Origin of the sequence: Phaeobacter sp. A36a-5a, assembly GCF_037911135.1 — a bacterium.
Taxonomy (GTDB): Bacteria; Pseudomonadota; Alphaproteobacteria; order Rhodobacterales; family Rhodobacteraceae; genus Phaeobacter; species Phaeobacter bryozoorum.
This window is the reverse complement of record NZ_JBBLYU010000002.1, coordinates 74,220-96,334: the sequence shown is the minus strand read 5'-3', so window position 1 is coordinate 96,334 and position 22,115 is coordinate 74,220. Positions and strand designations below refer to the sequence as shown.

The window sequence follows — 22,115 nt, the reverse complement described above, 5'->3', positions numbered from 1 at the left end:
CCTTCAAATAAGGCCCCGCGCGTCTAAATGCAATCAGCGCCGGATGGCAAGCCGCGCAACCAACCAGCAGAAGCCCACAACCGCGAGATCCAGCCAGAGCATTTGCCGCATGACAACGGGATCCGACAGCTCAAACGGGACCAGATATAGCGCCAATCCCGACAGGCTGGTGGGCGATCCGAACAAGAGGATAGCAATGATATTATTGGCAAAATGTACTGCGATTGCGGGGCCCAACGTGCCCGCCCGGGCCGTCAGATCCGCCATCAGCAGTCCAAACGCCCCCGCCCAGAGCGCAATGAAGGGCGCATTCACCCCGGCATCGGCCGGCACATAGTGACCAGCAGCAAAGAGGATCGACGGCACCAGAAGCCAGACCAGCGGATGAGAAAACCGCGCCGCAAGCGCCTGCTGGAGATACCCCCGGAACAGGATTTCCTCGGCGCTGACCTGCACGAATATCGCCATCAGCGCGAATGGTAGCAACAGCAGCCATTGCGCTGGTGGCAGGTTCGGCACCAGATCCGACATCACACCGCCGTCCAGCCCGCCCGGCAGGACCAACCACAGAACGGCAAGCCCCATCATCAGGACCATCAGTCGAACGCCGGTCCTGCAGAACTGTCGCAAGGTCTGCGGTATCGGGCCGATCAGGCTGGTCAGGCCGCGTCGGTGCAACAGGCGCAGCACGCAGGCAACAGCCACGGTCACGGGTAAGAAGCTGCCCAGCAGCACCAGCATGGCTACAGGCGAGCCCCCGGTCGGCAAATCACTCACCCAATCACCCGGCGCGACAGCAATCAGCAGCTGGACAGCGACATTGGTCATCGCGTAGCTGAGTACTGCCACGAGCAGCATACCAAGCAGCAGCCGCCAGATCTGCGGGCTGCGCCGGGCCGGATCGACCAGTTGCGCATGGGCAGCATAGGCCGCCATTGTGGGATCAATGGACATTGCCGCTATGCTCCTCCGCAAGTGTACTGGTCGCAGCCACCGCCGGTGCTTGGCTGCCTGCAACATTCTGATCCGCCGCGCGGACAACACCCGCAACCTGCACCAGATGCCGTGAGACCGTTTCGAGCAGCTGCACGGCCACGCCCGCATCCGCCTCGATCACGGCACGGTACTCTTCGGCGCCAATCCTGAGAAAACGGCAATCTTCCACCGCAATCAGGTCCAATTGCCGTGTGTCGCGCAGGATAACAGCCAGATCACCGATCAACCGCCCCGGCTCAACCCGGGAAATCGGCGTGGTCTCCGGCGTTCGATCGGGCCAGTACAGTTCCGCTGTACCGGTCAGACAGAGAAACACCGCATCGCCGCTCTCTCCAAATCGGAACACGTAATCGCCCTTGGCCACATCATGCCAGCGCGCCGAGAAGGCCAACAGACGCTGGTTCCGCGCATCCAGTTTCGAGAACAGATCTGTGCTTTGAATAAGCTCCAGCCGTTTGCCAAGGTCGTTTCGCGCGGCATTCTCCATCGGGTCGGTCAATCCGCCTTCCACCCCGTCGATGCGCCCGTTCTGAATTTTAACAAAAATATCATAGCGTTCGGGGTGATTGAATTGATCTTCCAGAAACAGCATCGTGGTATTTGGCATCAGCTCAGCAAGGCGCTCGCGTGATTTCAGCCGACTGGCGCTGTCATGACTCGCCAGCGCGCGATCCAGGATCAGGACATCCGGCCGTTTGATCGCTGCACGGGTAAAGGCCGCGCGCTCCTGAAACACCGGCTCCAGCGCCGCGCCGCCCAGACCTGCCGGCAGATCATAGAGAATAAGCGCCAGCCGCTTGCGCAGACCGTGTTCCTCCAGCACGTCGGCGACCAGATCCTCAACCTGTTTCGCCTTTGCTCCCGCGCCCAGCGACAGCCGCCCGTATAGAAGATTCTCCAACACGGTGAGACGCGGAAGATAGGCGTCGGGCGAGATCGAAATAAAGAGATCGCCCAATTGCGCCTGCAGGGTCTGCGCCATATCACGCCGCATCGTCAGGATCTGCTGCTTGAAGCGTTCCGGGAACGCGGTGCCGATCTGCTCTTCGGAAATCAGAAACGGAACCGATGCAAGCAGACCCCGCTCATCCTCCCGCAATCCCGGCACACCCAGTGTCTTCTGCCGGTCGGCAACCTCAGCGATACGCTGATAGAGCGCCTCGTCCAGCCCCAGCCGCTTGAACAGCGGATGGTCGGTATCAGCCAGACCAAAGGTCTGCCGCAGTGTTTCCATAACCCCGAGGCCAAAAGCGATCACATCCTGCTGCAAGCCATTGTCACGCAGCGCACTGATAATCGGCCCATCTTCGGCAATCAACTCTTCCGGGGCGATGGCGCGCGTGGGCGCGGCAAACAGGATATTGCCGCCCAACGGCACCGCCGGGTTGAAACTGTCGGGGTCGAAACGGTGCACGACGTCAGACAGCCCGGCACGCTCCAGCCGTTCAGCAACCAGAGCTCGCAGCCCGATGATCTGCTGGACCAGCCCCAGATGCGGTCCGATCTGAAAACGCGTGTGCAGGGTGCGTCGAAACAGCTGCTCATCAATGCCCATCGCCTCAACCAGCTGGAACCACCAATCGCGCAGCTCGCTTTCCGATCCGAGCCCGGCCAGCGCCGGATTGATCCAATCCGCCGTCAGCGGGTCGGGGCTGTTACCCGCACGGCAGGCTTCGGTCAGCGCCCGGTTTTTGCCGCGCGCCTCGGTGTGGGCTGGCATGTGAGGTTGATCACGCAGCGGCATCAGCACATTGTCCCCGAGCGATCCGTCAAATAGGTAGGGCCGCGAATAGGCATAGCCGACGCGCGTCGCGATCACGCCTTGGTGCAGCTGATCCAGCCGATGGCCTGCAATGGTCACCGTACCTCGAAACGGCATCACCTCACGCGTCAGCAATGCGGCAAAAGCTGCGCGTTCGGCCTCGCTGCCGCTCTGGATCGCGACACGTCCCCCGGCGGGAATGGTCAGCGACAGATCTTCAAGCACCATATTGCCATCGGCGTCCTTCACCGAAACATTGCGCAGCTCAATCTCCCCGCGCAGATGGGGAATATCGGCGGGCACACCGTCGATCAGTGTCTCCGGGATCATCCCCTTGGGCGAGAAACGATCGGTCATGATCGACCAGCGCAGGCTCATGTCCTGCACCTGATTATAATAGGTCAGCAACTCCCGCCACGGCGCGGAAAGGTCCTTGTAAGCTGCCAGCGCCGCCACCAGAGCGCCCACTGTGATATCGCCGCGGATCGCCAGCACCCCTCCGGCGGAATAGAACACAAAAGGCGTCAGATGGCCGATCATGTTGTTGAGGAACTTCATGAAGTATTTCTTGCTGTAGATGCGTCGCCGAATATCGAACAGTCGCCCCAAACGCGTCGAAATCTGCGCCAGCCGGTAGCGTCGTCCGCCATTGATCCGCAGATCGCTGATCCCGGCCGCCGTTTCACCGATCTCGGCCGAGAAAGCCCGCACCTCCTGGATACGATCCTTGTTCAGCAGGTTGATCTGCCGTTGCAGCATCGGGATGAGCCAGGCCTGTAGCGGGATCAATGCGATGGACGCGAGACCGAACCACAGACTCTGCATGAACAGGAACACGACGATCGTCAGCATCTGCCCGGCCTGGAACACCGGCTGGGCGACGGCATCCCCCATCAGCCCGCCCATCGGCTCCGACTCCGAGGTGATCATCGACACAAGTTCACCCTGGCTCGTGGTGCGGAAATAGGGCGTGGGAAAGCGCATCATCCGGTTGATCAGCGTATAGCGCAGACGTCGCAGCAGTCGCTCCGCCACAACCCCCTTCATGGTATTGAGACGCATCTTCAGCAGCCCGCTGATCAGAACCGCAGCAAGGAACCCAAAACAGAGCAGCAGCAGGTAATCGACCTGGCCAATCTCCTGGCCCAGTACCTCAACCTGATCCATCGGTGCGCCGATGGCGTCATTGATGATCCGCTTGGGCAGTTCCAACGCAGCGTAGAGAAAGGGGAATGTGACCATGGTCAGCGCCAACAGACCTATCTGCTGGCGCCGTGAATAGGTCCAGATGAATGAAAACAGGGTGGATTGCATCCCCTGCTCCTCTTACGTGTCGGAAGGTGTCAGCGCGAAATCGCCTGCTGGCTCTGCAGCGGTCAGACCCTAATCACTGCCCCCTGACATTACAAGGCAACACCCGGCCGACTTTTGCGTGGGCTGCTTGCGACAGAGGCGCCCCCGGACTATTCCGGAATCGAGCAAGACAACGACAGGCAGAGACCACCGTGACCATCATAAGCGACGGAAAAATAGTATCTATTTCTGATGGAGCGCAGTCAGAGGCACAAACGGAAAACGGGTATCGGTCCGCTCAACCCCGGCTATCCGGTTGTTGCTTTTCTACCGCGATTGCACAGTGGCTTTGCGATGGCGCACGCACGACGTTGCAGGTGACCGGCTGCCACCGACTGTATCGGCGTGCTCTGACCCTGCTTGCCGCCGCCGCTCTGGCCGCCTGCACCGCCGATTCAGGTCTCTCGCTGGTGGGGGCCACGACTGAGCCGCAGCCCGGGGATATCACCCGGATGAGCTTTGCCAGTGACACCATTCATCTGGTGCCACCAGCCGGCTTCTGCATCGATCCCCGCATGACGGGCCATCGCGCCGAAGGTGGGTTTGCCATCGTCGTTCCCTGTTCCAGTCTGCGTCCAGGCCCCGCCAGTCGCAACCGCGCCTTGATCACCGTCGCTGTCGGACCCGCTGGCCCAGCGGATGCGGCATTGACCAGCGCTGATCTGTTAAAGACAGCACCCGGCGCCCGGCTGGTGGCTGAGCGCAACGACATGATGCTGCCGCTGGTCAAGCTGAACATGCCGGACCACCGCGCTCGTGGCGCCAGCCCCGTGCACTGGCGCGGCGCCTTCGTGCTGAACGACCAACTGGTGGCCGTTGCGCTCTACGCGCCCAGCGGCAGCCGCAACCTTGGTCGACGCGGCGCACAATTGCTGAACGAACTGACCGCAAAAACGCTCGAAGCCTCGGTGACTGCCGATCTTGATCCCGCTACCGATGGTATCACCCGGTGATATCCACGCCAGACCGGCGGGCGCGATGACACGGCGACGGGAGCTGCCAAGCACCAACCATCCAAACGGATTTCCGCTTCCGAGTTTGTCAGCGGTCACCGCTTTGGCTAGGGTCGAAGAAAACAATGAAACGCTGCTGCTTTGCCGCATCGCCGAAAAGCATGACTCGCAGGACAGGATATTGAGCCAATGGGCAGGACAATAGAAAAACTGCTGTTCGCGCGCGTTCTCAGGCGTTGGCGTCGGCTGGCACAGCAGGCGTCGAAAATGCCCCTCAGCCGTCTGAGGGAACAACGCAATCGCGCCCGAACCCTGCGCTTGCATCTGGACCGGCTCATTCACATCGCCGAAGGTCGGCTGGCGCTGCCGCAGGTGGGCTCGAACGCTTTTCCCCGCCCTCACGGCACCGACTGGGGCTGGCGGCCCGAACTGTGGCGTGGCCCGCTGCCGGTTCCAGGTGCCTCGGCCGTCGCCAGCAAAACACGGCTCGGCGGAGAGGTGGAGCTGTTTCACGACTGCACCGTTTCCGAACTCACCCTGCGCCAGCTGCGCAACAACCGCGAGGAAGACCTCGCCCCTTATGGTGTGCGTCTGGATGTGTTCGGGTTTGACGGCTCGTTCCTGTCACTGGTCATCGAGTTGCCGCAAGACGTCACCGCAGGGCTGAACCGTGACCATCTGCTGCGGGTGGACTGCACGCTTGAGACGGAAAAACCGATCGAGATCTTTGCCCGGCTCAATATCAAACACGGCCCGAATACCGAACAGATGGTGCGGGAACTGCCGATGGGCGACAAACGCACCCATGTGGAATACGACCTAGCCTATGCTGAGTTGAACGAAAAACGGGTCGAGCGGCTTTGGCTGGAGCTGATCTTTGAAGCCCCGGAAATGAACCAGGTGACCCTGCGCGATGTCACTCTGTCGCGTAGTCGCCGCGCCAGCCTGTAACCCACATTCGAAAGGCCGGACATGAGCCAACTGACATTGACCAAAATTCGTTTTCGCGAGGGGCTCTGGGAAGGCCGGATCACGGGGTCCGGTCACAGCACCTCCGCCCCGCTGATTGAGGTCCGGCACCTGGATCGCCCGGTTCGCGATGTTGCCCTGACCGAAAGCGACACCGCAGGCGAATGGTCGCTGACAATCCCGATCCCAACCGAAGCGATCGCCGACGGGGTGCAGAGTTTTGTGATCTACGACCTCAAGAGCGATGTCAAACTCGGCGATTTCACCCTGATCTGCGGTGAACTCACGGGCGATGACCTGCGAGTCGAGGTCGAGCTTTTGCGCGCCGAACTGGACATGCTGAAACGCGCCTTTCGCCGCCACTGCGTCGAAACCCAATAACCGCGTCACGCCGGGCTGGGCTAACCTATCGTCTCTAACACGGGTCCCGATGCTTGTAGCCAACAGCGCGACTGCTTTAATACGCGTCTCAGCTGCGCGACGTCGTCAGCGCCAGGAACACGTCTTCCAGATCCGCCTCCTCGGTCTTCACATCGCGGATGGAGATCCCTGCGGCGCGCACCGCTGAGAGCACCTCCTCGGCGCTGGTTGCGTTGCCATGATAGCGCAGGATCACTGCCCCATCGCCGCGCAACTCCGATGTGATCCCCTTACCGGCTGGCAGTTCCGTCACCGCCGCCGCCGGATGCACCACCATCGCCTTGGCGTCCAGACGCCCCAGCAGATTTGCGGTGGTGTCGCGGGCAACCAGCTCGCCCTGGTTGATGATTGCGATCTCATCACACATTTCCTCGGCCTCTTCGAGGTAATGGGTCGTCAGGATGATTGTCATGCCTTGCGCGTTCAGCTTGCGGATGTTCTCCCACAGCATCTGGCGCAATTCGATATCCACGCCTGCTGTCGGCTCATCCAGCACCAGAATATTCGGATGATGCACCAGCGCCTTGCCCAGCAACAGCCGCCGCTGCATTCCACCGGACAGGGTTCGCGCATAGGCATGTGCCTTGTCCTCAAGCCCGACCATACGCAGGATCTCATCGCTGCGCCGCTCGGATTTTGGCACACCATACAGCCCGGCCTGCACTTCCAAGGCGCCACGTGGACTGAAAAACGGATCAAGATTCAGCTCCTGCGGCATCACCCCGATAGCCGCCCGCGACTGACGCGGATTTTCATCCTGGTCAAAGCCCCAGATCGTGACCTTGCCTGCGGTTTTCAGAACCAACCCGGCCAGGATGTTGATCATCGTGGATTTGCCGGCACCGTTGGGACCAAGAAGACCAAACACAGAGCCACGCGGAATGCTCAGATCCACACCTTTCAGCGCGGCTTTCGCGGGTTGCCCCCTGCGGCCCTTGTAGGTTTTTTGCAAACCTTCAATACGGATTGCGTCCTCTGTCATCGCGGCTCTTGCCCCCGGTTTTCCCTTGGCTCATAAAAGCCCCTAAACGATAACCAAGAGGACCGCCAGAGATGACCATCGAAGCGCCGGAAACCAAGATCGTGGACAGCTACCGCGTCGCCTGCGACGGCAGCGAAGGTGCGCTGGGACATCCGCGGGTCTACCTGCAAATCCCCGAAGCCGAAGGCTTTGTCGAATGCCCCTATTGCGACTGCAAGTTTGTCCATAAGGATGCAGCACAGAACCAGGCATAACCGCCTGAAAAAAGTCACAAGATTGGAAACGCCGCCGGAACGGGCGGCGTTTTGCGTTTAAGCCAACACCTGCGCCAGCTCGTGAAAAGTGCGACGAGGTTGAGGCGAATTTTAGTGATCAAGACAGCGTCGATCCGGTCGCGGTAGCGGATTCTTTACGATGATGATGCACAGGATAGAAGGTATATCTGCTGCTACCGGAGACTGTGATGTACAGCGTCGTTCAATGCATTACGCAAGAACACAGCCTCGGCCTTGTGACCGTGGCTGCGCTTGTCTGCGTCATCGGATCCTGTCTTTCCGTCCTGATGACACAGCGGCTCGGTCAGACCGTCGGTAATCGCAAAATCGTCCAGCTGGTGCTGACCAGCCTGATCAGCGGCGGCACCGTCTGGACCACCCATTTCATCGCCATGCTTGCTTTTGATCCCGGATATGTCCACGGATATGATCCGCTGATCACGGCACTGTCCCTGGGTGCAGCCGTTGTCGGTATGCTGATGTCAAACGGTGTCTACGCCATTGCACATTCGACCAATCACCGCGTTGCGGCCAGCGGTGCGATGTTTGGCCTCAGCGTCTCGACCATGCATTATCTCGGGATGAGCGGCTATCTACTGCCAGGAGAGATCGTCTGGCAGACCACACCGCTCATATCCTCCATTCTGCTGGGCACGGTGTTCGGAATGGCGACCTATCAGTATCTCACCCGGTTCAACACCGGACGGCATTGGCTTGTTGCCGTCGCCCTGATGACGCTGACGATCTGTACGATGCACTTCACCGGCATGTCGGCCATCACCGTACAGCTCAGCCCACTGTATTCCGTCCCGCCCGAGGTGATCTCGGATGCGACACTTGGCCTGTTTGTTCTGGGTACGATGACGATCATCCTGGTGATCGGCTTTGCGGCGCTCAGCATCGAAACAAACGTCGAAAGCGAGGCCCGCGACCAGCTGCAGCACGCCGCCCTGCACGATCCCCTGACCGGACTGCCCAACCGGATGTCCCTGACGCGCAAGATGGCCAGTCTGACCGACTTGCTGGCGCGCGACGAGACCGAACGCGTTGCCGTGCTGACCCTTGATCTCAATCTGTTTAAGGAAATCAACGATCTTTATGGTCACGCAGCCGGGGATGCTGTTCTGATGACCGTGGCCGACCGGCTGAATAGCGTTCTGGAGAAAGATGAATATATCGCGCGCGTCGGCGGCGACGAATTTGTCGCTCTAAAGCAAGGGTTTCGCCGGGTCGATCAGGTCATGGCCTTTGCCGAGCGGCTGCACGCCTTGACCGTCGAGCCGGTGGATTTTGACAACACATCGGCGATCGTCGGTGTCGCCATCGGTGTTGCCACCAGCCTGGAAGACGGCCGCGACCTGCGCGATCTGCTGCACAAGTCGGATGTGGCCATGTATCGTGCCAAATCGGACGCAGACCGGCACATATGCCTGTTCAATGCGCAGATGGAAAAACACAACCGCGACCGTCTGGAACTGGTCAACGATCTGCGGCAGGCCTGCATCGCGGGCAATCAGTTCGAACTGGCCTATCAGCTGCAGAACGATCTGCGCTCTCTCGCTCCCATCGGGTTCGAGGTTCTCCTGCGCTGGAACCACCCGGAAAAAGGCCGCATTCCCCCCGACACCTTCATTCCCATCGCCGAGGAAACCGGGCTGATCCGCGAAATCGGCCTTTGGGTTCTGCGCACGGCCTGCCGTGAGGCAAGTGGTTGGCCCGAGCATTTCAACATCGCGGTCAACGTGGCGCCACAGCAGCTGATGCAGCCCTCTTTCGTCGAACATGTCTCCGACATCCTGCTGGAAACCGGCCTTGCTGCTGAACGTCTGGAACTGGAAATCACCGAGGCCAGCATTATCGACGATCAGGTCCATACCCTGAAGGTCATGCAACAGCTGAAAAACATGGGCCTGCGGATCGCCATGGATGATTTTGGCACCGGCTACTCGTCGCTCGCGATGCTGCAAACCTTCCCCTTTGACAAGATCAAGATCGACCGCAGCTTCGTACAGGACGTCCACAAAAACGATCAACGGGCGGCAATTGTCCGATCCACCCTGCTCCTGGGCGCTGCGCTCAATATCCCGGTCCTGGCCGAGGGTGTCGAGGTAGAGGATGAATTGCAGTTCCTGCGCACCGAGAAATGCGCCTCCGTACAGGGGTTTTACTTTGGCCGACCAATGGCACGGGACGAAATGCGCCTGATCGTCGAGGCGAACAAACAGGCAAAAACAGCCTGACGCCAGCCGACATCACAAAGGCCGAGAATGGGCAATTGCTCTCCCTCCGCTGATCACCGATAACGGGGGCCAACGCGCAACACCCGGAGCATCGGCCATGACCACCGCATCTTTTGGCAAGGGCTGCCATCTGCACCTGATCGACGGATCGGCATTCATTTTCCGCGCATACCACGCGCTGCCGCCCCTCACCCGCAAGTCCGACGGCCTGCCAATCGGGGCGGTTGCCGGTTTCTGCAACATGCTTCAGCGCTATGTTGAGGGCAATGGTGGTCCCGATGCACCAACCCATGTTGCGGTGATCTTTGACAAGGGGTCGCATACCTTCCGCAACGATCTCTATGATCAATACAAAGCCAACCGCGAGGCCATGCCCGAGGATCTGCGGCCGCAGATTCCATTGACCCGCATCGCGACCGAAGCCTTCAACATCGCCTGCAAGGAACAGGAGGGGTTCGAGGCCGATGACATCATCGCCACCCTCGCCTGCCAGGCCCGCGACGCCGGTGGCCGCGTGACCATCATCTCCTCCGACAAGGATCTGATGCAGCTCGTCGGTGGCGGTGTTGAAATGCTGGATGCGATGAAAAACAGGCGGATCGACAGCGATGGCGTTGTCGAGAAATTCGGGGTTGGCCCGGACCGTGTAGTGGACGTGCAGGCGCTGGCGGGCGACTCGGTCGACAATGTGCCCGGCGCACCCGGGATCGGGATCAAGACCGCCGCACTCCTGATCAACGAATACGGCTCCCTGGAAGAGCTGCTGGACCGCGCCGAAGAGATCAAACAACCCAAGCGCCGACAGACCCTGATCGAAAATCGCGAGCAGATCGAACTGTCCAAGAGACTGGTTCAGCTGGACAGCAACATGACGCTGGATTTCACTCTGGATGACCTAGAGGTGCGCGATCCGGACGCCGATCACCTGCTGGCCTTCCTCGCCGAAATGGAATTCCGCACCCTGTCCAAACGCATCGCGGACCAGCTTGGTAAGGAACCACCCACAATCACGGACGCCCCGGCCAAAGATACCGCGGCAACGGACGCTCCGACCGTAACCGACCTGCCGTTTGACAGCGCGTCATATGAATGCGTCCGCGATGCCGAGGCGTTAAAGAAGTGGATTGCCCGGATCCGCGAACGCGGCTGGGTCGCTGTTGATACGGAAACCACCGGCTTTGATGAAATGGTGGTGGATCTGGTTGGCATTTCACTCTGCGTGGAGCCGGGGACCGCCTGCTATATCCCGCTCACCCATAAATCCGGCAATAGCGACGATCTGTTTGGCTCGGACGAGCTGGCGGAGGGGCAGATGCCTTTGCAGGAGGCGCTCGATCTGCTGAAACCGGTGCTTGAGGACGACAGCATCCTCAAGATCGGCCAGAACATGAAATATGACGCCAAGATCTTTGCCCGCCGTGGCATTGATGTGGCGCCGATCGACGATACAATGCTGATGTCTTATGCCATGCACGCAGGTCAGCACGGGCACGGTATGGACACGCTGTCAGAGCGTTACCTGAACCACACGCCGATCCCGATCAAACCGCTGCTGGGCAGTGGAAAATCCGCGATCACCTTCGACCGTGTGCCCATTGCCGATGCGGTCGCCTATGCCGCGGAAGACGCCGATATCACCCTGCGCCTCTGGCAGCTGTTCAAACCGCAATTGCACCGGTCAGCGGTCACCACGGTCTATGAAACGCTGGAACGCCCGCTGGTGCCGGTGCTCGCCCGGATGGAGCGCGAAGGCATCAAGGTCGATCGTGATACGCTGTCCCGCATGTCGAACGCCTTCGCGCAGAAAATGGCCGGGCTGGAGGCGGAAATTCACCAGTTGGCAGGCCAGGAATTCAACGTCGGATCCCCCAAGCAGCTGGGGGAAATCCTGTTTGACAAACTCGGCCTGGAAGGCGGCAAAAAGGGCAAGACCGGCGCCTATGCCACCGGAGCCGATATCCTGGAGGATCTCGCGACGGAACACGCCTTGCCTGGTCTGGTGCTGGATTGGCGCCAGCTGAGCAAGCTCAAATCGACCTATACCGACGCGCTTCAGGATCACATAAATGCGGAAACCGGGCGCGTGCACACCTCCTATGTGCAGACCGGTGCCAACACTGGCCGCCTGGCCTCAACCGATCCCAACCTCCAGAATATCCCGGTCCGGTCCGAGGAAGGGCGCCGCATCCGCGAAGCCTTCGTGCCCGAGGATGGCAATGTCCTGCTGTCGCTTGACTACAGCCAGATCGAATTGCGCATCCTGGCCCATGTCGCCGGGATCGATACGCTGAAGCAGGCCTTTGCTGAAGGTCAGGACATCCATGCGCTCACCGCGTCCGAGATGTTCAACGTGCCGCTGAATGAAATGACCCCCGAAATCCGCCGTCAGGCCAAAGCTATCAACTTTGGCGTGATTTACGGGATCTCCGGCTTTGGTCTGGCCCGCAATCTGCGCATCCCGCGCGCCGAGGCGCAGGGCTTCATCGATCGCTATTTCGAGCGGTTCCCCGGCATTCGCCGCTACATGGATGACACCGTCGCCTTTGCCAAGGAACACGGCCATGTCCAGACCCTGTTCGGGCGCAAGATCCATACTCCGGAAATCTCCGCCAAGGGACCACGTGCAGGTTTTGCCAAACGCGCGGCGATCAATGCACCGATACAGGGCACGGCTGCGGATGTGATCCGCCGCGCCATGATCCGTATGCCCGCCGCAATCGCCCATCTGCCCGCGCGGATGCTGCTACAGGTGCATGACGAATTGCTGTTCGAAGTGCCCGAGGCCGCTGTCGACGACACCATCGAAACCGCGCGCAGGGTGATGGAAACCGCCGCAGATCCGGCCGTGCATCTCGACGTGAAGCTGGTAGTGGACGCAGGCAAAGGGCGGAACTGGGCCGAAGCTCACTAGCTTTGGCCGAGGCTTGATGCCAAAGATCCGGGCCGCTTTCAAAACCTGACCGAAGCGGATCGGATCGGACGCCCGCCTCGCATTTCAGCGGCACGCCATGCCTTAGGCATGGCGCCCGGCCCAACGGGAAGAATAGCATCCATGATGCTGTGATGACGGGCGGGGGCGCTTGCTCGGTCAGGACATTGTCGGAGGGGCTTCGCTCAGCGATCCTGCCGGGGAGAGGAAACCGTACCCTTGCTGGCTTCCTGCGGCGGCTTCACCATCCATGCCACCATGCGGCGCACGGCGGGTGCAACAACCAGCACCACGCCAAAGGCCACCGGCCAGCCAAAACTCCAGGCAGCCATCCAAAGTCCCGGCGCTTCGGAACTCAGGCCCACCGCCTTCAGCGTGGCCACCCCGGTGACGATACACGACATGATACCCGACAGAATCAGACCAAATAGGATGGGGGCAAAACGCGCAGGCAGCATGGAGGTCTCCAGATCACGACTTACTGCCTTATGCCCAGCGCTCAGTCATATTTCAATTCACGAATATGTATTTCTGTCCCGCTGGACGTTTGGCCGCAGCCCTCCCCAAGCCTCAGGGTCCGCCAGCCCCCCTCACAGGGTTCGGCCCGCTCTCACCCCATCCAGGCCAGACTGTCCTCTGTCCGCTTGGTACTGGGGGTGTATTCCGCGCTGACCCAACCACCATAGCCGCTCTCGTCGATGGCCGCGAACAGCTGCTCAAAATCGACTGGCCCGGTTCCCGGTTCGCAACGCCCCGGCGCCGCACCGATCTGTACATGGACAGCCCGGTTACCAAAGGCCTCCCAGACCTTCACCGCATCGCCGTGGATCAACTGCGCATGGTAGGCGTCGTATTGCAGTCCCACGTTCTTGCGATCCACCGCCTCCAGCACCTCTACGGCGAGATTGTAGTCATCCAGAAAATACCCCGGCTGATCACCGCTGTTCAGCGGCTCGATGGTGAACTGCTGGCCCGGCGCATAGTCGGCCGCCCATTGCAGATTGCGGATCAGCGTTTCCTTGGCGACATCCCCTTTTGCGTAGCCGGCCATGATGTGGATCATTCCGGGCCGCAACACCTCCGCATAGCGCAGCACCCGCCGAATATCGCGCTGAAAGCGATCCGACCCCATCGGCAGCGCGGCATAGCCCGGCATCCCGCCGGTATAATTTGGCGGCGGCGCATTGATCAGCAGCAGTTCCAGACCATTGGCCAGCAGGGCGCGCTGGGTTTCCTTCGCAGCCAGCTCATAGGGAAACAGGATTTCCACCGCCTCAAATCCGGCCCGCGCCGCCGCCGGAAAACGATCCAGATAGGGCAATTCGGCAAACAGCAATGAAATATTGGCCGCAAACTTCGGCATCGAAAACCTCCTTTGGAGCCACCCCCGATTGGCGGCCAAACAGACATGCTCCGGGCAAAAGTCACCAAAGGCTCGTCCCGGCCCCCGCCGGTTGCGCCATTGATCGGCCCGTTTTTGCACGCCCCCAATCTGCCCCATATCTCCGCCGATTTTGAGCGGGTTTTCACAAGAATTTTCGGTAATTTAACAATATACTCAAGCGGGTCAGCGACTTCCTGCCGCTGCCCTTTGCCACCGGCAAACCCCTGCCGACGAGCGCCGGGTCGGATGCGGCGTGGTCAGCCCTCCGGCAAATCAGCCGACGGGATCATCCCAAAAAACTCGCCGCCCGACCACAGCCCGAACCAGCCGTCTCGGTGGCATCCCAGCTCGACCAGCCGATAAAAGCTCTTGCGATCAATCAAGGCCTCCAGCCCGGCACGCACCATCACATAGGGCGAGGGCTCGCCGGTTGCATCGTCTCTTACCACACGGATCTTATGCGCAGGCCCGGCTTCGACCCTGTCGCCGACATGTGTCTCGAACCGCAGAATCTGCGCGGCGCCGTCGCCCTCGACCTCGAAATCCACCGCAACGAAAGGCGCATCCTCGACCGTGATGCCCACTTTCTCGACCGGGGTCACCAGAAAGTATTTGCCGTCTTCCAGCTTCAGAATGGAGGAAAACAGCTTCACCAGTTCAAACCGGCCAATCGGCGTGCCAAGGTAGAACCAGGTGCCATCACGGGCGATCCGCATGTCCAGATCGCCGCAAAACGGCGGATTCCACAGATGTACCGGCGGCAACCCGCCTTTGCTCGCCGTCTTGGCAGCGGCCGCCAGCCCCTCGGCACTGGGCGGTTCTGATCCTGTTTCAGGGGATTTGCTGCCGGAACTCACGGGATTTTGTCCGCTCATTGCTTTTGCCATTTTCTCTCAACGCGATACAGTAACACTATATATTCGCCGTGAAGGGAAAGTCATGTCCGAACCCGACGATCTGCTGGCCGAGATTGAAGCGCTTGAAGAAAAGCTGACACAGGCCAGATCCTCTATCACCCGGCGCTTTATCGGTCAGGAAAGAGTGGTTGATCTCACTCTGAGCACGCTGCTGTGCGGTGGCCATGGGCTGTTAATCGGCCTGCCCGGGCTGGGCAAGACCCGGCTGGTCGAAACCCTGTCCACCGTTATGGGGCTGGCCGGCAACCGGGTGCAGTTCACCCCGGACCTGATGCCTGCCGATATTCTGGGCTCCGAGGTCCTGGACACCGCCAGCGACGGCAGCCGCGCCTTTCGCTTTGTGCCGGGGCCGGTGTTCTGCCAGCTGCTGATGGCCGATGAGATCAACCGCGCCAGCCCACGAACACAATCGGCACTGTTGCAGGCGATGCAGGAGCGTATGGTGACCGTGGCGGGCGCCGACCGACCGCTGGGGATGCCCTTCCACGTGCTGGCCACCCAGAACCCCATCGAACAGGAGGGCACCTATCCGCTGCCCGAAGCCCAGCTGGACCGTTTCCTGTTCCAGATTGATGTCCCCTATCCGACGCGGCAGACCGAACGCGATATCCTGCTGGCCACAACCGGGGTTGAGGAAGGCAGCGCCTATCAGGTCTTCACCGCCGATGAACTTATGGCCGCGCAGACCCTGCTGCGCCGGATGCCCGTCGGTGACGGCGTGGTCGAACTGATTCTCGATCTCGTGCGCGCCTTCCGCCCGGATGATCCGGCGGCCTCCGAACAGGTGCAGCAAACCGTTGCCTGGGGGCCCGGACCACGGGCTGCTCAGGCGCTGATGCTGGCGGTGCGCGCCCGCGCCCTGCTCGAGGGGCGCCTCGCTCCCAATGCCGACGACGTGCTGGATATGGCCCAGCCCGTACTCAGCCACCGGATGGCGCTGAACTTCGCCGCGCGTGCCCGTGGCGAGAACCTGAGCGCTCTTATCACAAGCACAGCCGAGGCGATGGCCCGGCCCGGTGTCGCCGCGTGACACAGCCGCGCGCCCTTCAGCCAGCCCGGCCGACCGGCAGCGCGCTCCAGCCGGCAGCGGCGGATCTGCGCCACCGCGCCGAAAGTGCCGCCAGCCGATTTCCGCCGCTCCTGGTGCAGGCGCAACAACTGGCCGGATCTGTGCTGATTGGCGAACACGGTCGCCGCCGTGCCGGGCTGGGCGATGATTTCTGGCAATATCGCCCGGTTCAGGCCGGTGACAGCCGCCGCATGATCGACCACCGGCGCTCGGCCAAGGGCGATCAGCAATTCGTACGCGAGCGGGAATGGCAGATTGCGCAGACGGTGCATCTCTGGGTCGATCAGGGGGCGTCGATGCGCTTTGCCTCCGGCAGTGCCCTGCCGCAGAAAACTGACCGGGCGCGGCTATTGGGGCTGGCGACGTCGGTGATGATGCTACGTGGCGGCGAACGGGTCGGTCTGACCGGTGGGCATCTGCCACCCCGGCGCGGCAATGCCCAGATCCTGCGACTGGCCGAGTATCTGAGCAGGGACGACGCCACAGATTATGCCCCGCCGGAAGATCGCGCCATGCAACCCAACGCGCGGGTTCTGTTCCTGTCGGATTTTCTGGGCCCCTTCGCGCCACTGGAACAGGCGCTGGCCAAGGCCGCCGATCGCGGCGTGCACGGCGTGCTGATGCAGGTGCTTGATCCGGCAGAGGAGGAGTTCCCCTTTGACGGGCGCACGATATTCGAAAGCATCGGCGGCGGTCTGCGGCACGAAACCCTGAAGGCAGGCGCGCTTAGGCAACGCTACCTTGATCGCCTGGCCGAACGGCGCGACGCGTTGGAACACCTCTGCCGCGTGGCAGGCTGGCGCCTCGGCACCCATCACACCGGCGACAGCGCACAGGCGGCCCTGATGTGGCTGTACCATGCCATGGAAAGATCCGGCACATGACAACGATTGCGGGCATCGGCTTCACGGCCCCCTGGTTGCTTCTGGCACTCCTGGCACTGCCGTTGCTCTGGCTGCTTCTGCGGGCAGTCCCGCCTGCCCCGCGCAAGCGCCTGTTTCCGGCGGTCACACTGCTGCTGGGGTTGCGCGACGATGACAGTCTTTCGGATCGGACCCCCTGGTGGCTGCTCTTACTGCGGCTGATGGCGGTGGCAGCGGCCATCGTTGGTCTGGCCGGGCCTGTGCTCAACCCAAGCACCGCACCCTCGGGCCGCGGCCCGCTGCTGGTGGTGCTTGATGGCAGCTGGGCCGGCGCCCCGGAATGGGAGCGCACCCGCGAGGAGATCGACCGCCTCCTGGCCGAGGCTGGACGCGCCAATCGACCCGTAGCCGTACTGCGGCTCACCGCACCGCAGCCCCCGCAATTCCAAAGCGCAGTCAGCTGGCGCCGACAGCTGATCGGCGAAACGCCACAGGCCTGGCAACCCTCGCAAGACCAGCTCACGACGGCACAGGCGCAGATAGCAGCAGTTGACGGGGGCTTTGACAGCCTGTGGTTCAGTGACGGCTTGGACTATCCGGGTCGCGATGCGTTGATGGCGACGCTGCGCCAGCGCGGCGAGTTGACCGTCTATCAACATCCCACCCCAAGGCTGGCCCTGCGTCCGGTGGTCTATGTCGACGGCGCTATGGAAATCACGGTCACTCGCAACCACACCCAGATCACCCCCGGCAGTGACCAGACCGTCACCGTGCTTGCCCGTGGGCCGGATCCGGGCGGCACCATGCGGACTCTGGGCGCGGCGACGGTGGATTTTGCCGATACAGATACCGCTGCCGCCAACGGGCTTGAGGCCACCGCCCGCCTGTCCCTGCCCGCTGAGCTGCGCGCACGTATCCGGCTCTTCGAACTGCAGGGTCACCGCAGCGCAGGGGCTATATCGCTTACCGATGACGGTCTGCGCCGCCGCGAGGTGGCGCTGATCTCCAGCCAGAGCGGCAACGAAGGCCTCGCCCTGCTGTCGCCCCTGCACTATCTGCGCAAGGCGCTGGCGCCAAACGCAGACCTGCTGGAAGGCGGGCTGAACGATCTCTTGCCTGCCAACCCGGATGTGATCGTCCTGGCCGATACCGCACGTCTGCCCCCCGATCAGGAGGCAGCGGTGGTGGACTGGGTCAACGAAGGCGGATTGCTCCTGCGGTTTGCCGGTCCCCGGCTGGCCGCCAGCGATACCGCCCGCACCGACGAAGAGCCGCTGCTGCCGGTGCGCCTGCGGATCGGAGGCCGCAGCATTGGCGGCGCCATGAGCTGGGGCGAGCCCAAGACGCTGGCCACCTTTGCCGAAGGCTCTCCTTTCTTCGGGCTGACCATCCCCGAGGACGTCACCGTCAGTTCACAGGTGGTCGCACAACCCGATCCCAGCCTTGCGGAGCGGGTGATTGCGGAACTCTCCGATGGGACGCCGCTGGTGACACGCAAACCGCTCGGCAATGGTCAGATCGTGCTCTTCCATGTCACCGCCAATGCGGAATGGAGCACCTTGCCGCTCTCGGGCCTATTTGTGCAGATGATGGAGCGGCTGGCGGTTTCCTCCGGTGCCAAACCGGCCGAGGCTACGGATCTGGAGGGCACCACATGGGCGCCGCTTCAGGTGCTCGATGGCTTTGGTGACCTTTCGGATGCCGATGCCCTGCCCGGTGTCGCAGGGCCTGATCTGATTGCCGCCCTGACCGGCCCCGGCCTGCAACCCGGCCTGTACCAGAACGGGGATCGGCGGATTGCCCGCAATGTCATGCGGGCCGAGGATCAGCTGACGCCAATTGGCTGGCCCGTCGGGCTGCCAATCCTTGGCTATGGTGGCACGCCGGAGCGCCCGCTTGGCGGCATCCTGATCAGCCTCTCCCTGCTGTTGCTGGCGCTCGACGTAATCGCCGCGCTGCTGCTGTCGGGATTACTGATGCGTCGGACACGACCGACCGCACCCAAGGCGCAAAACCTCGCATCGGCCCTGGTCCTCGCCACCTGTATCTGGGCCACCGGCTCCGGCAGCGACCTGCGCAGCCACGCCCAGGGCAACGCCTTGGTGATCGAGCAAACCGACAGCGCGGCCCGGTCCGACGCATCCGATCCCGCAGCAGACGCCCTCGCCGCAGACCGCGCGGCCGAGCTGACGCTGGCCCATGTGCTGACCGGCAACCCGCAGATTGACCAGCTGGCGCGCGACGGCTTGCAAGGGCTGTCCAACACATTGCGGTTCCGCACATCGGTTGAACCCTCTCCCCCCGCCGGCGTTGATCTGGAGCGCGACGAGCTGGCGTTCTACCCGCTGCTCTACTGGCCGGTGACCGCCAATCAGCCGCTGCCCTCGGGTGCGGCCTACGACCGGCTCAACACCTATCTGCGCACCGGCGGGATGATCCTCTTTGACACCCGCGACGCCGACCTGACCCGCGCCGGAGCCAGCAGCCCGGCAGGGCGGCGCCTGCAACAACTGGCCCTGCGGCTGGACGTGCCGCCACTCGAACCGCTGCCCGCAGACCATGTGCTGACCCGCGCCTTCTATCTGCTACAGGATTTCCCCGGACGCCACAGCCGCGGCACGCTCTGGGTCGAAGCCGCGCCCGCCGATGCCCAGCAGGTGGAAGGCATCCCCTTCCGCAACCTAAATGATGGTGTCACACCGGTTGTCATCGGCGGCAACGACTGGGCCTCCGCCTGGGCCGTGGATGACAACGGCCGCCCTCTGCTGCCAGTGGGGCGCGGCTATACCGGCGAGCGTCAGCGCGAATTGGCCTACCGCTTTGGGGTCAATCTGGTCATGCATGTACTCACTGGCAACTACAAATCCGATCAGGTGCATGTCCCCGCCCTGCTCGATCGGCTGGGGCAATGACATGAGGCTGGACAGATGACACAGACCATCCTCTTTGACCCACTGGTCCCCTGGCCGCTGATCGGCCTGCTTGCGGCGCTGTCGGTTGCGGTGCTGGCTCTGGCGGCCTGGAAACGCCTTGCGGGATGGCCGATGCGTGCGCTCGCCGCTCTGGTGCTGATCGCGGCCCTCAGCGGCCCGGTGTACCAGATCGAAGACCGCGCCGCGCTCAGTGACATCGTTCTGGTGCTTGAGGATAAGACCGCCAGCCAGGCCCTGTCCGACCGCCCCGACCAGACAGGGGCCGCCCGTGCCGCATTGGAGACCGCCCTCAGTCAGCGCCCGAACACCGAGGTTCGCTGGATTGCCGTCGACAGCGTCCCGCCGCGTGATGGCAGCAGCGACAACAGTGGCACCCTGCTGATGGGCGCACTGGCCGAGGCGCTTGCCAATGTGCCGCGCGGTCGGGTTGCCGGGATGATCGCGCTCAGCGATGGCCAGGTCCATGACATTGCGCAGACCCCGGCCCTGCCTGCCCCGCTGCATCTGCTGCTGACCGGTCGCCCCAGCGATTGGGACCGGCGGCTGATCGTCAAGAACGCCCCCAGCTTTGCCATTATCGGTGAACCCGTGACCCTGACCCTCAGGATCGAGGATCAGGGCGAGGCCCCCGCAACCGGCAATCTGGCAGAGCTGGCGATTTCCATCGGCGGCGCCGAACCGCAGCGCTTCAACCTGCCTGTCGGTGTCGATTTTGACCTGCCACTGACCCTGCCACATGGGGGGCGCAACGTGATCCAGTTCACCGTCCCCACCGCCGAGGGCGAGCTGACCGATCGCAACAACGCCGCGCTGGTCCAGATCAACGGGGTGCGCGATCGGTTGCGCGTGCTGCTGGTCTCGGGCGAGCCGCATCCGGGCGGGCGCACCTGGCGCAATCTGCTGAAATCCGACAGCGCGGTGGATCTGGTGCATTTCACCATTCTGCGCCCACCGGAAAAACAGGACGGGGTACCGGTCGATGAGCTGTCGCTGATTGCCTTTCCAACGCGGGAGCTGTTTCTGGAAAAGATCAATGATTTCGATCTGATCATCTTTGATCGCTACAAACGGCGCGGCATCCTGCCGGCGATCTACCTCGACAATGTGGCCGATTATGTTGAACGCGGAGGCGCGGTTCTGGTGGCGGCGGGGCCGGATTTTGCCAGCGCCGACAGCATCTATCGTTCTCCGCTGGCCAGCATCCTGCCTGCCAGCCCCTCGGCGCGGGTGCTGGAGCGCGCCTATCGCCCGGAAATCACCGATCTGGGCCAGCGCCACCCTGTTACCGCCGATCTCACCGGCGCCTCCGACTGGGGTCGCTGGCTGCGGCAGATCGAAGTCGACGTCCCCCAGGGCAATGTCCTGATGAGCGGCCTGGATGACCGCCCGCTGCTGGTTCTGAACCGGGTCGGCGAGGGGCGCGTGGCGCTGCTGGCCTCCGATCATGCCTGGCTCTGGAGCCGGGGATACGAAGGCGGCGGCCCGCAGCTTGAGCTGCTGCGGCGCCTTGCCCATTGGATGATGAAAGAGCCCGAGCTGGAAGAGGACGTCCTGTCAGCCGAGGCAACCGGGCAGCGTATGCGCATCCAGCGCCGCAGCCTGGGCGAAGATGTCGGCGATGTCACGGTCACAAATCCCGATGGCAGCACAGTCACCGTCACGATGACCCAAACCGCGCCCGGCCGCTGGGAAGGCCGCTACGAGGGGCCGGAACCCGGTCTTTACCGACTGGAAGAAGGCAGCCAGTCCACCGTCATCGGCCTCGGCCCTGCGGCGCCGCGTGAATTTGAACAGACCATTGCCACCGGCGATATCATGGCCGCCGCCGTGGCCCAGACCCGTGGCGGCGTGCGCGCGCTGCACGACGGTATCCCGAGCCTGCGCGATGTGCGCGAGGGACGCGTTGCCGCTGGACGTGGCTGGATCGGACTGACCCCGCGCGACGCCTATCGCACCGTCTCGGTCAACCAGACGCCGCTGCTTCCCGCTTGGCTGGTGCTGCTGCTGGCCAGCGCGGCGATTCTCGCAGGCTGGCTGCGCGAAGGGCGGCGGTGACCATCAGCCTTTGCG

At 62.4% G+C, this 22,115-nt stretch carries 16 protein-coding genes; 10 read left to right on the top strand and 6 right to left on the bottom strand.

Annotated features, from left to right (window positions below; genetic code table 11):
- Positions 1-33: 33 nt before the first annotated feature.
- Together WLQ66_RS11015 and WLQ66_RS11010 are read right to left on the bottom strand one after the other, a co-directional pair.
- On the bottom strand, positions 34-954 hold the full coding sequence (locus WLQ66_RS11015) for a CPBP family intramembrane glutamic endopeptidase (RefSeq protein ID WP_340546420.1): 921 nt from the start codon (positions 952-954) through the stop codon (positions 34-36).
- Positions 944-4,072 (bottom strand): ABC transporter transmembrane domain-containing protein, encoded by a 3,129-nt coding sequence (locus WLQ66_RS11010; RefSeq protein WP_340546419.1) that lies wholly within the window; start codon positions 4,070-4,072, stop codon positions 944-946. Before WLQ66_RS11010 ends, WLQ66_RS11015 begins: the two co-directional genes overlap by 11 nt.
- 356 nt (positions 4,073-4,428) lie before the next feature.
- On the opposite strand from WLQ66_RS11010, the gene WLQ66_RS11005 reads away from it, so the two are divergent.
- From WLQ66_RS11005 to WLQ66_RS10995, 3 genes are all read left to right on the top strand, one after another.
- Entirely contained in the window at positions 4,429-5,064 is a 636-nt protein-coding gene (locus tag WLQ66_RS11005; protein WP_340546418.1) for a hypothetical protein, read from the top strand.
- A gap of 189 nt (positions 5,065-5,253) precedes the next feature.
- Positions 5,254-6,015 (top strand): DUF6478 family protein, encoded by a 762-nt coding sequence (locus WLQ66_RS11000; protein WP_340546417.1) that lies wholly within the window; start codon positions 5,254-5,256, stop codon positions 6,013-6,015.
- 21 nt (positions 6,016-6,036) lie between these two features.
- Positions 6,037-6,414, top strand: coding sequence for a hypothetical protein (locus WLQ66_RS10995; protein WP_340546416.1), 378 nt, complete (start codon positions 6,037-6,039; stop codon positions 6,412-6,414).
- An 88-nt stretch (positions 6,415-6,502) separates the two neighbouring features.
- On the opposite strand, the gene WLQ66_RS10990 is transcribed toward WLQ66_RS10995, so the two are convergent.
- A complete protein-coding gene (locus WLQ66_RS10990) occupies positions 6,503-7,435 on the bottom strand; it encodes an ATP-binding cassette domain-containing protein (RefSeq protein ID WP_340546415.1) in 933 nt (310 codons plus the stop codon).
- Between the two features lie 71 nt (positions 7,436-7,506).
- Between WLQ66_RS10990 and WLQ66_RS10985 the strand changes: the two genes are divergently transcribed.
- The 3 genes from WLQ66_RS10985 (at position 7,507) to polA (ending at position 12,861) form a co-directional block, all read left to right on the top strand.
- Positions 7,507-7,689: a zinc-finger domain-containing protein gene (locus WLQ66_RS10985; RefSeq protein ID WP_340546414.1), complete on the top strand. Its 183-nt coding sequence runs from the start codon at positions 7,507-7,509 to the stop codon at positions 7,687-7,689.
- Positions 7,690-7,898: 209 nt separating this feature from the next.
- Positions 7,899-9,950: a bifunctional diguanylate cyclase/phosphodiesterase gene (locus WLQ66_RS10980; protein ID WP_340546413.1), complete on the top strand. Its 2,052-nt coding sequence runs from the start codon at positions 7,899-7,901 to the stop codon at positions 9,948-9,950.
- Positions 9,951-10,047: 97 nt separating this feature from the next.
- Positions 10,048-12,861, top strand: a complete 2,814-nt coding sequence (gene polA, locus WLQ66_RS10975) for a DNA polymerase I (RefSeq protein WP_340546412.1) — start codon at positions 10,048-10,050, stop codon at positions 12,859-12,861.
- A gap of 203 nt (positions 12,862-13,064) precedes the next feature.
- Here the strand turns inward: polA and WLQ66_RS10970 are convergent, their stop codons facing one another.
- From WLQ66_RS10970 to WLQ66_RS10960, 3 genes are all read right to left on the bottom strand, one after another.
- On the bottom strand, positions 13,065-13,337 hold the full coding sequence (locus WLQ66_RS10970) for a DUF2798 domain-containing protein (protein ID WP_340546411.1): 273 nt from the start codon (positions 13,335-13,337) through the stop codon (positions 13,065-13,067).
- A gap of 152 nt (positions 13,338-13,489) precedes the next feature.
- Positions 13,490-14,242 (bottom strand): hydroxypyruvate isomerase family protein, encoded by a 753-nt coding sequence (locus tag WLQ66_RS10965; RefSeq protein WP_340546410.1) that lies wholly within the window; start codon positions 14,240-14,242, stop codon positions 13,490-13,492.
- Positions 14,243-14,520: 278 nt separating this feature from the next.
- The gene (locus WLQ66_RS10960; protein WP_340546409.1) at positions 14,521-15,138 is read right to left on the bottom strand and encodes a DUF1285 domain-containing protein; all 618 of its coding nucleotides are present in this window, start codon (positions 15,136-15,138) and stop codon (positions 14,521-14,523) included.
- A gap of 64 nt (positions 15,139-15,202) precedes the next feature.
- Here WLQ66_RS10960 and WLQ66_RS10955 point away from each other — a divergent pair, with 64 nt between their 5' ends.
- From WLQ66_RS10955 to WLQ66_RS10940, 4 genes are read left to right on the top strand one after another with little or no spacing between them, the layout of a single operon-like run.
- Positions 15,203-16,210, top strand: coding sequence for an AAA family ATPase (locus WLQ66_RS10955; RefSeq protein ID WP_340546408.1), 1,008 nt, complete (start codon positions 15,203-15,205; stop codon positions 16,208-16,210).
- Positions 16,207-17,133: a DUF58 domain-containing protein gene (locus WLQ66_RS10950; RefSeq protein ID WP_374015462.1), complete on the top strand. Its 927-nt coding sequence runs from the start codon at positions 16,207-16,209 to the stop codon at positions 17,131-17,133. The genes WLQ66_RS10955 and WLQ66_RS10950 overlap by 4 nt, the downstream gene beginning before the upstream one ends.
- Entirely contained in the window at positions 17,130-20,024 is a 2,895-nt protein-coding gene (locus WLQ66_RS10945) for a DUF4159 domain-containing protein (protein ID WP_340546407.1), read from the top strand. The genes WLQ66_RS10950 and WLQ66_RS10945 overlap by 4 nt, the downstream gene beginning before the upstream one ends.
- A gap of 15 nt (positions 20,025-20,039) precedes the next feature.
- Positions 20,040-22,100 carry a hypothetical protein gene (locus WLQ66_RS10940; RefSeq protein ID WP_340546406.1) on the top strand — a complete coding sequence of 687 codons (2,061 nt, stop codon included), beginning with the start codon at positions 20,040-20,042 and terminating at the stop codon, positions 22,098-22,100.
- Positions 22,101-22,115: the final 15 nt, after the last annotated feature.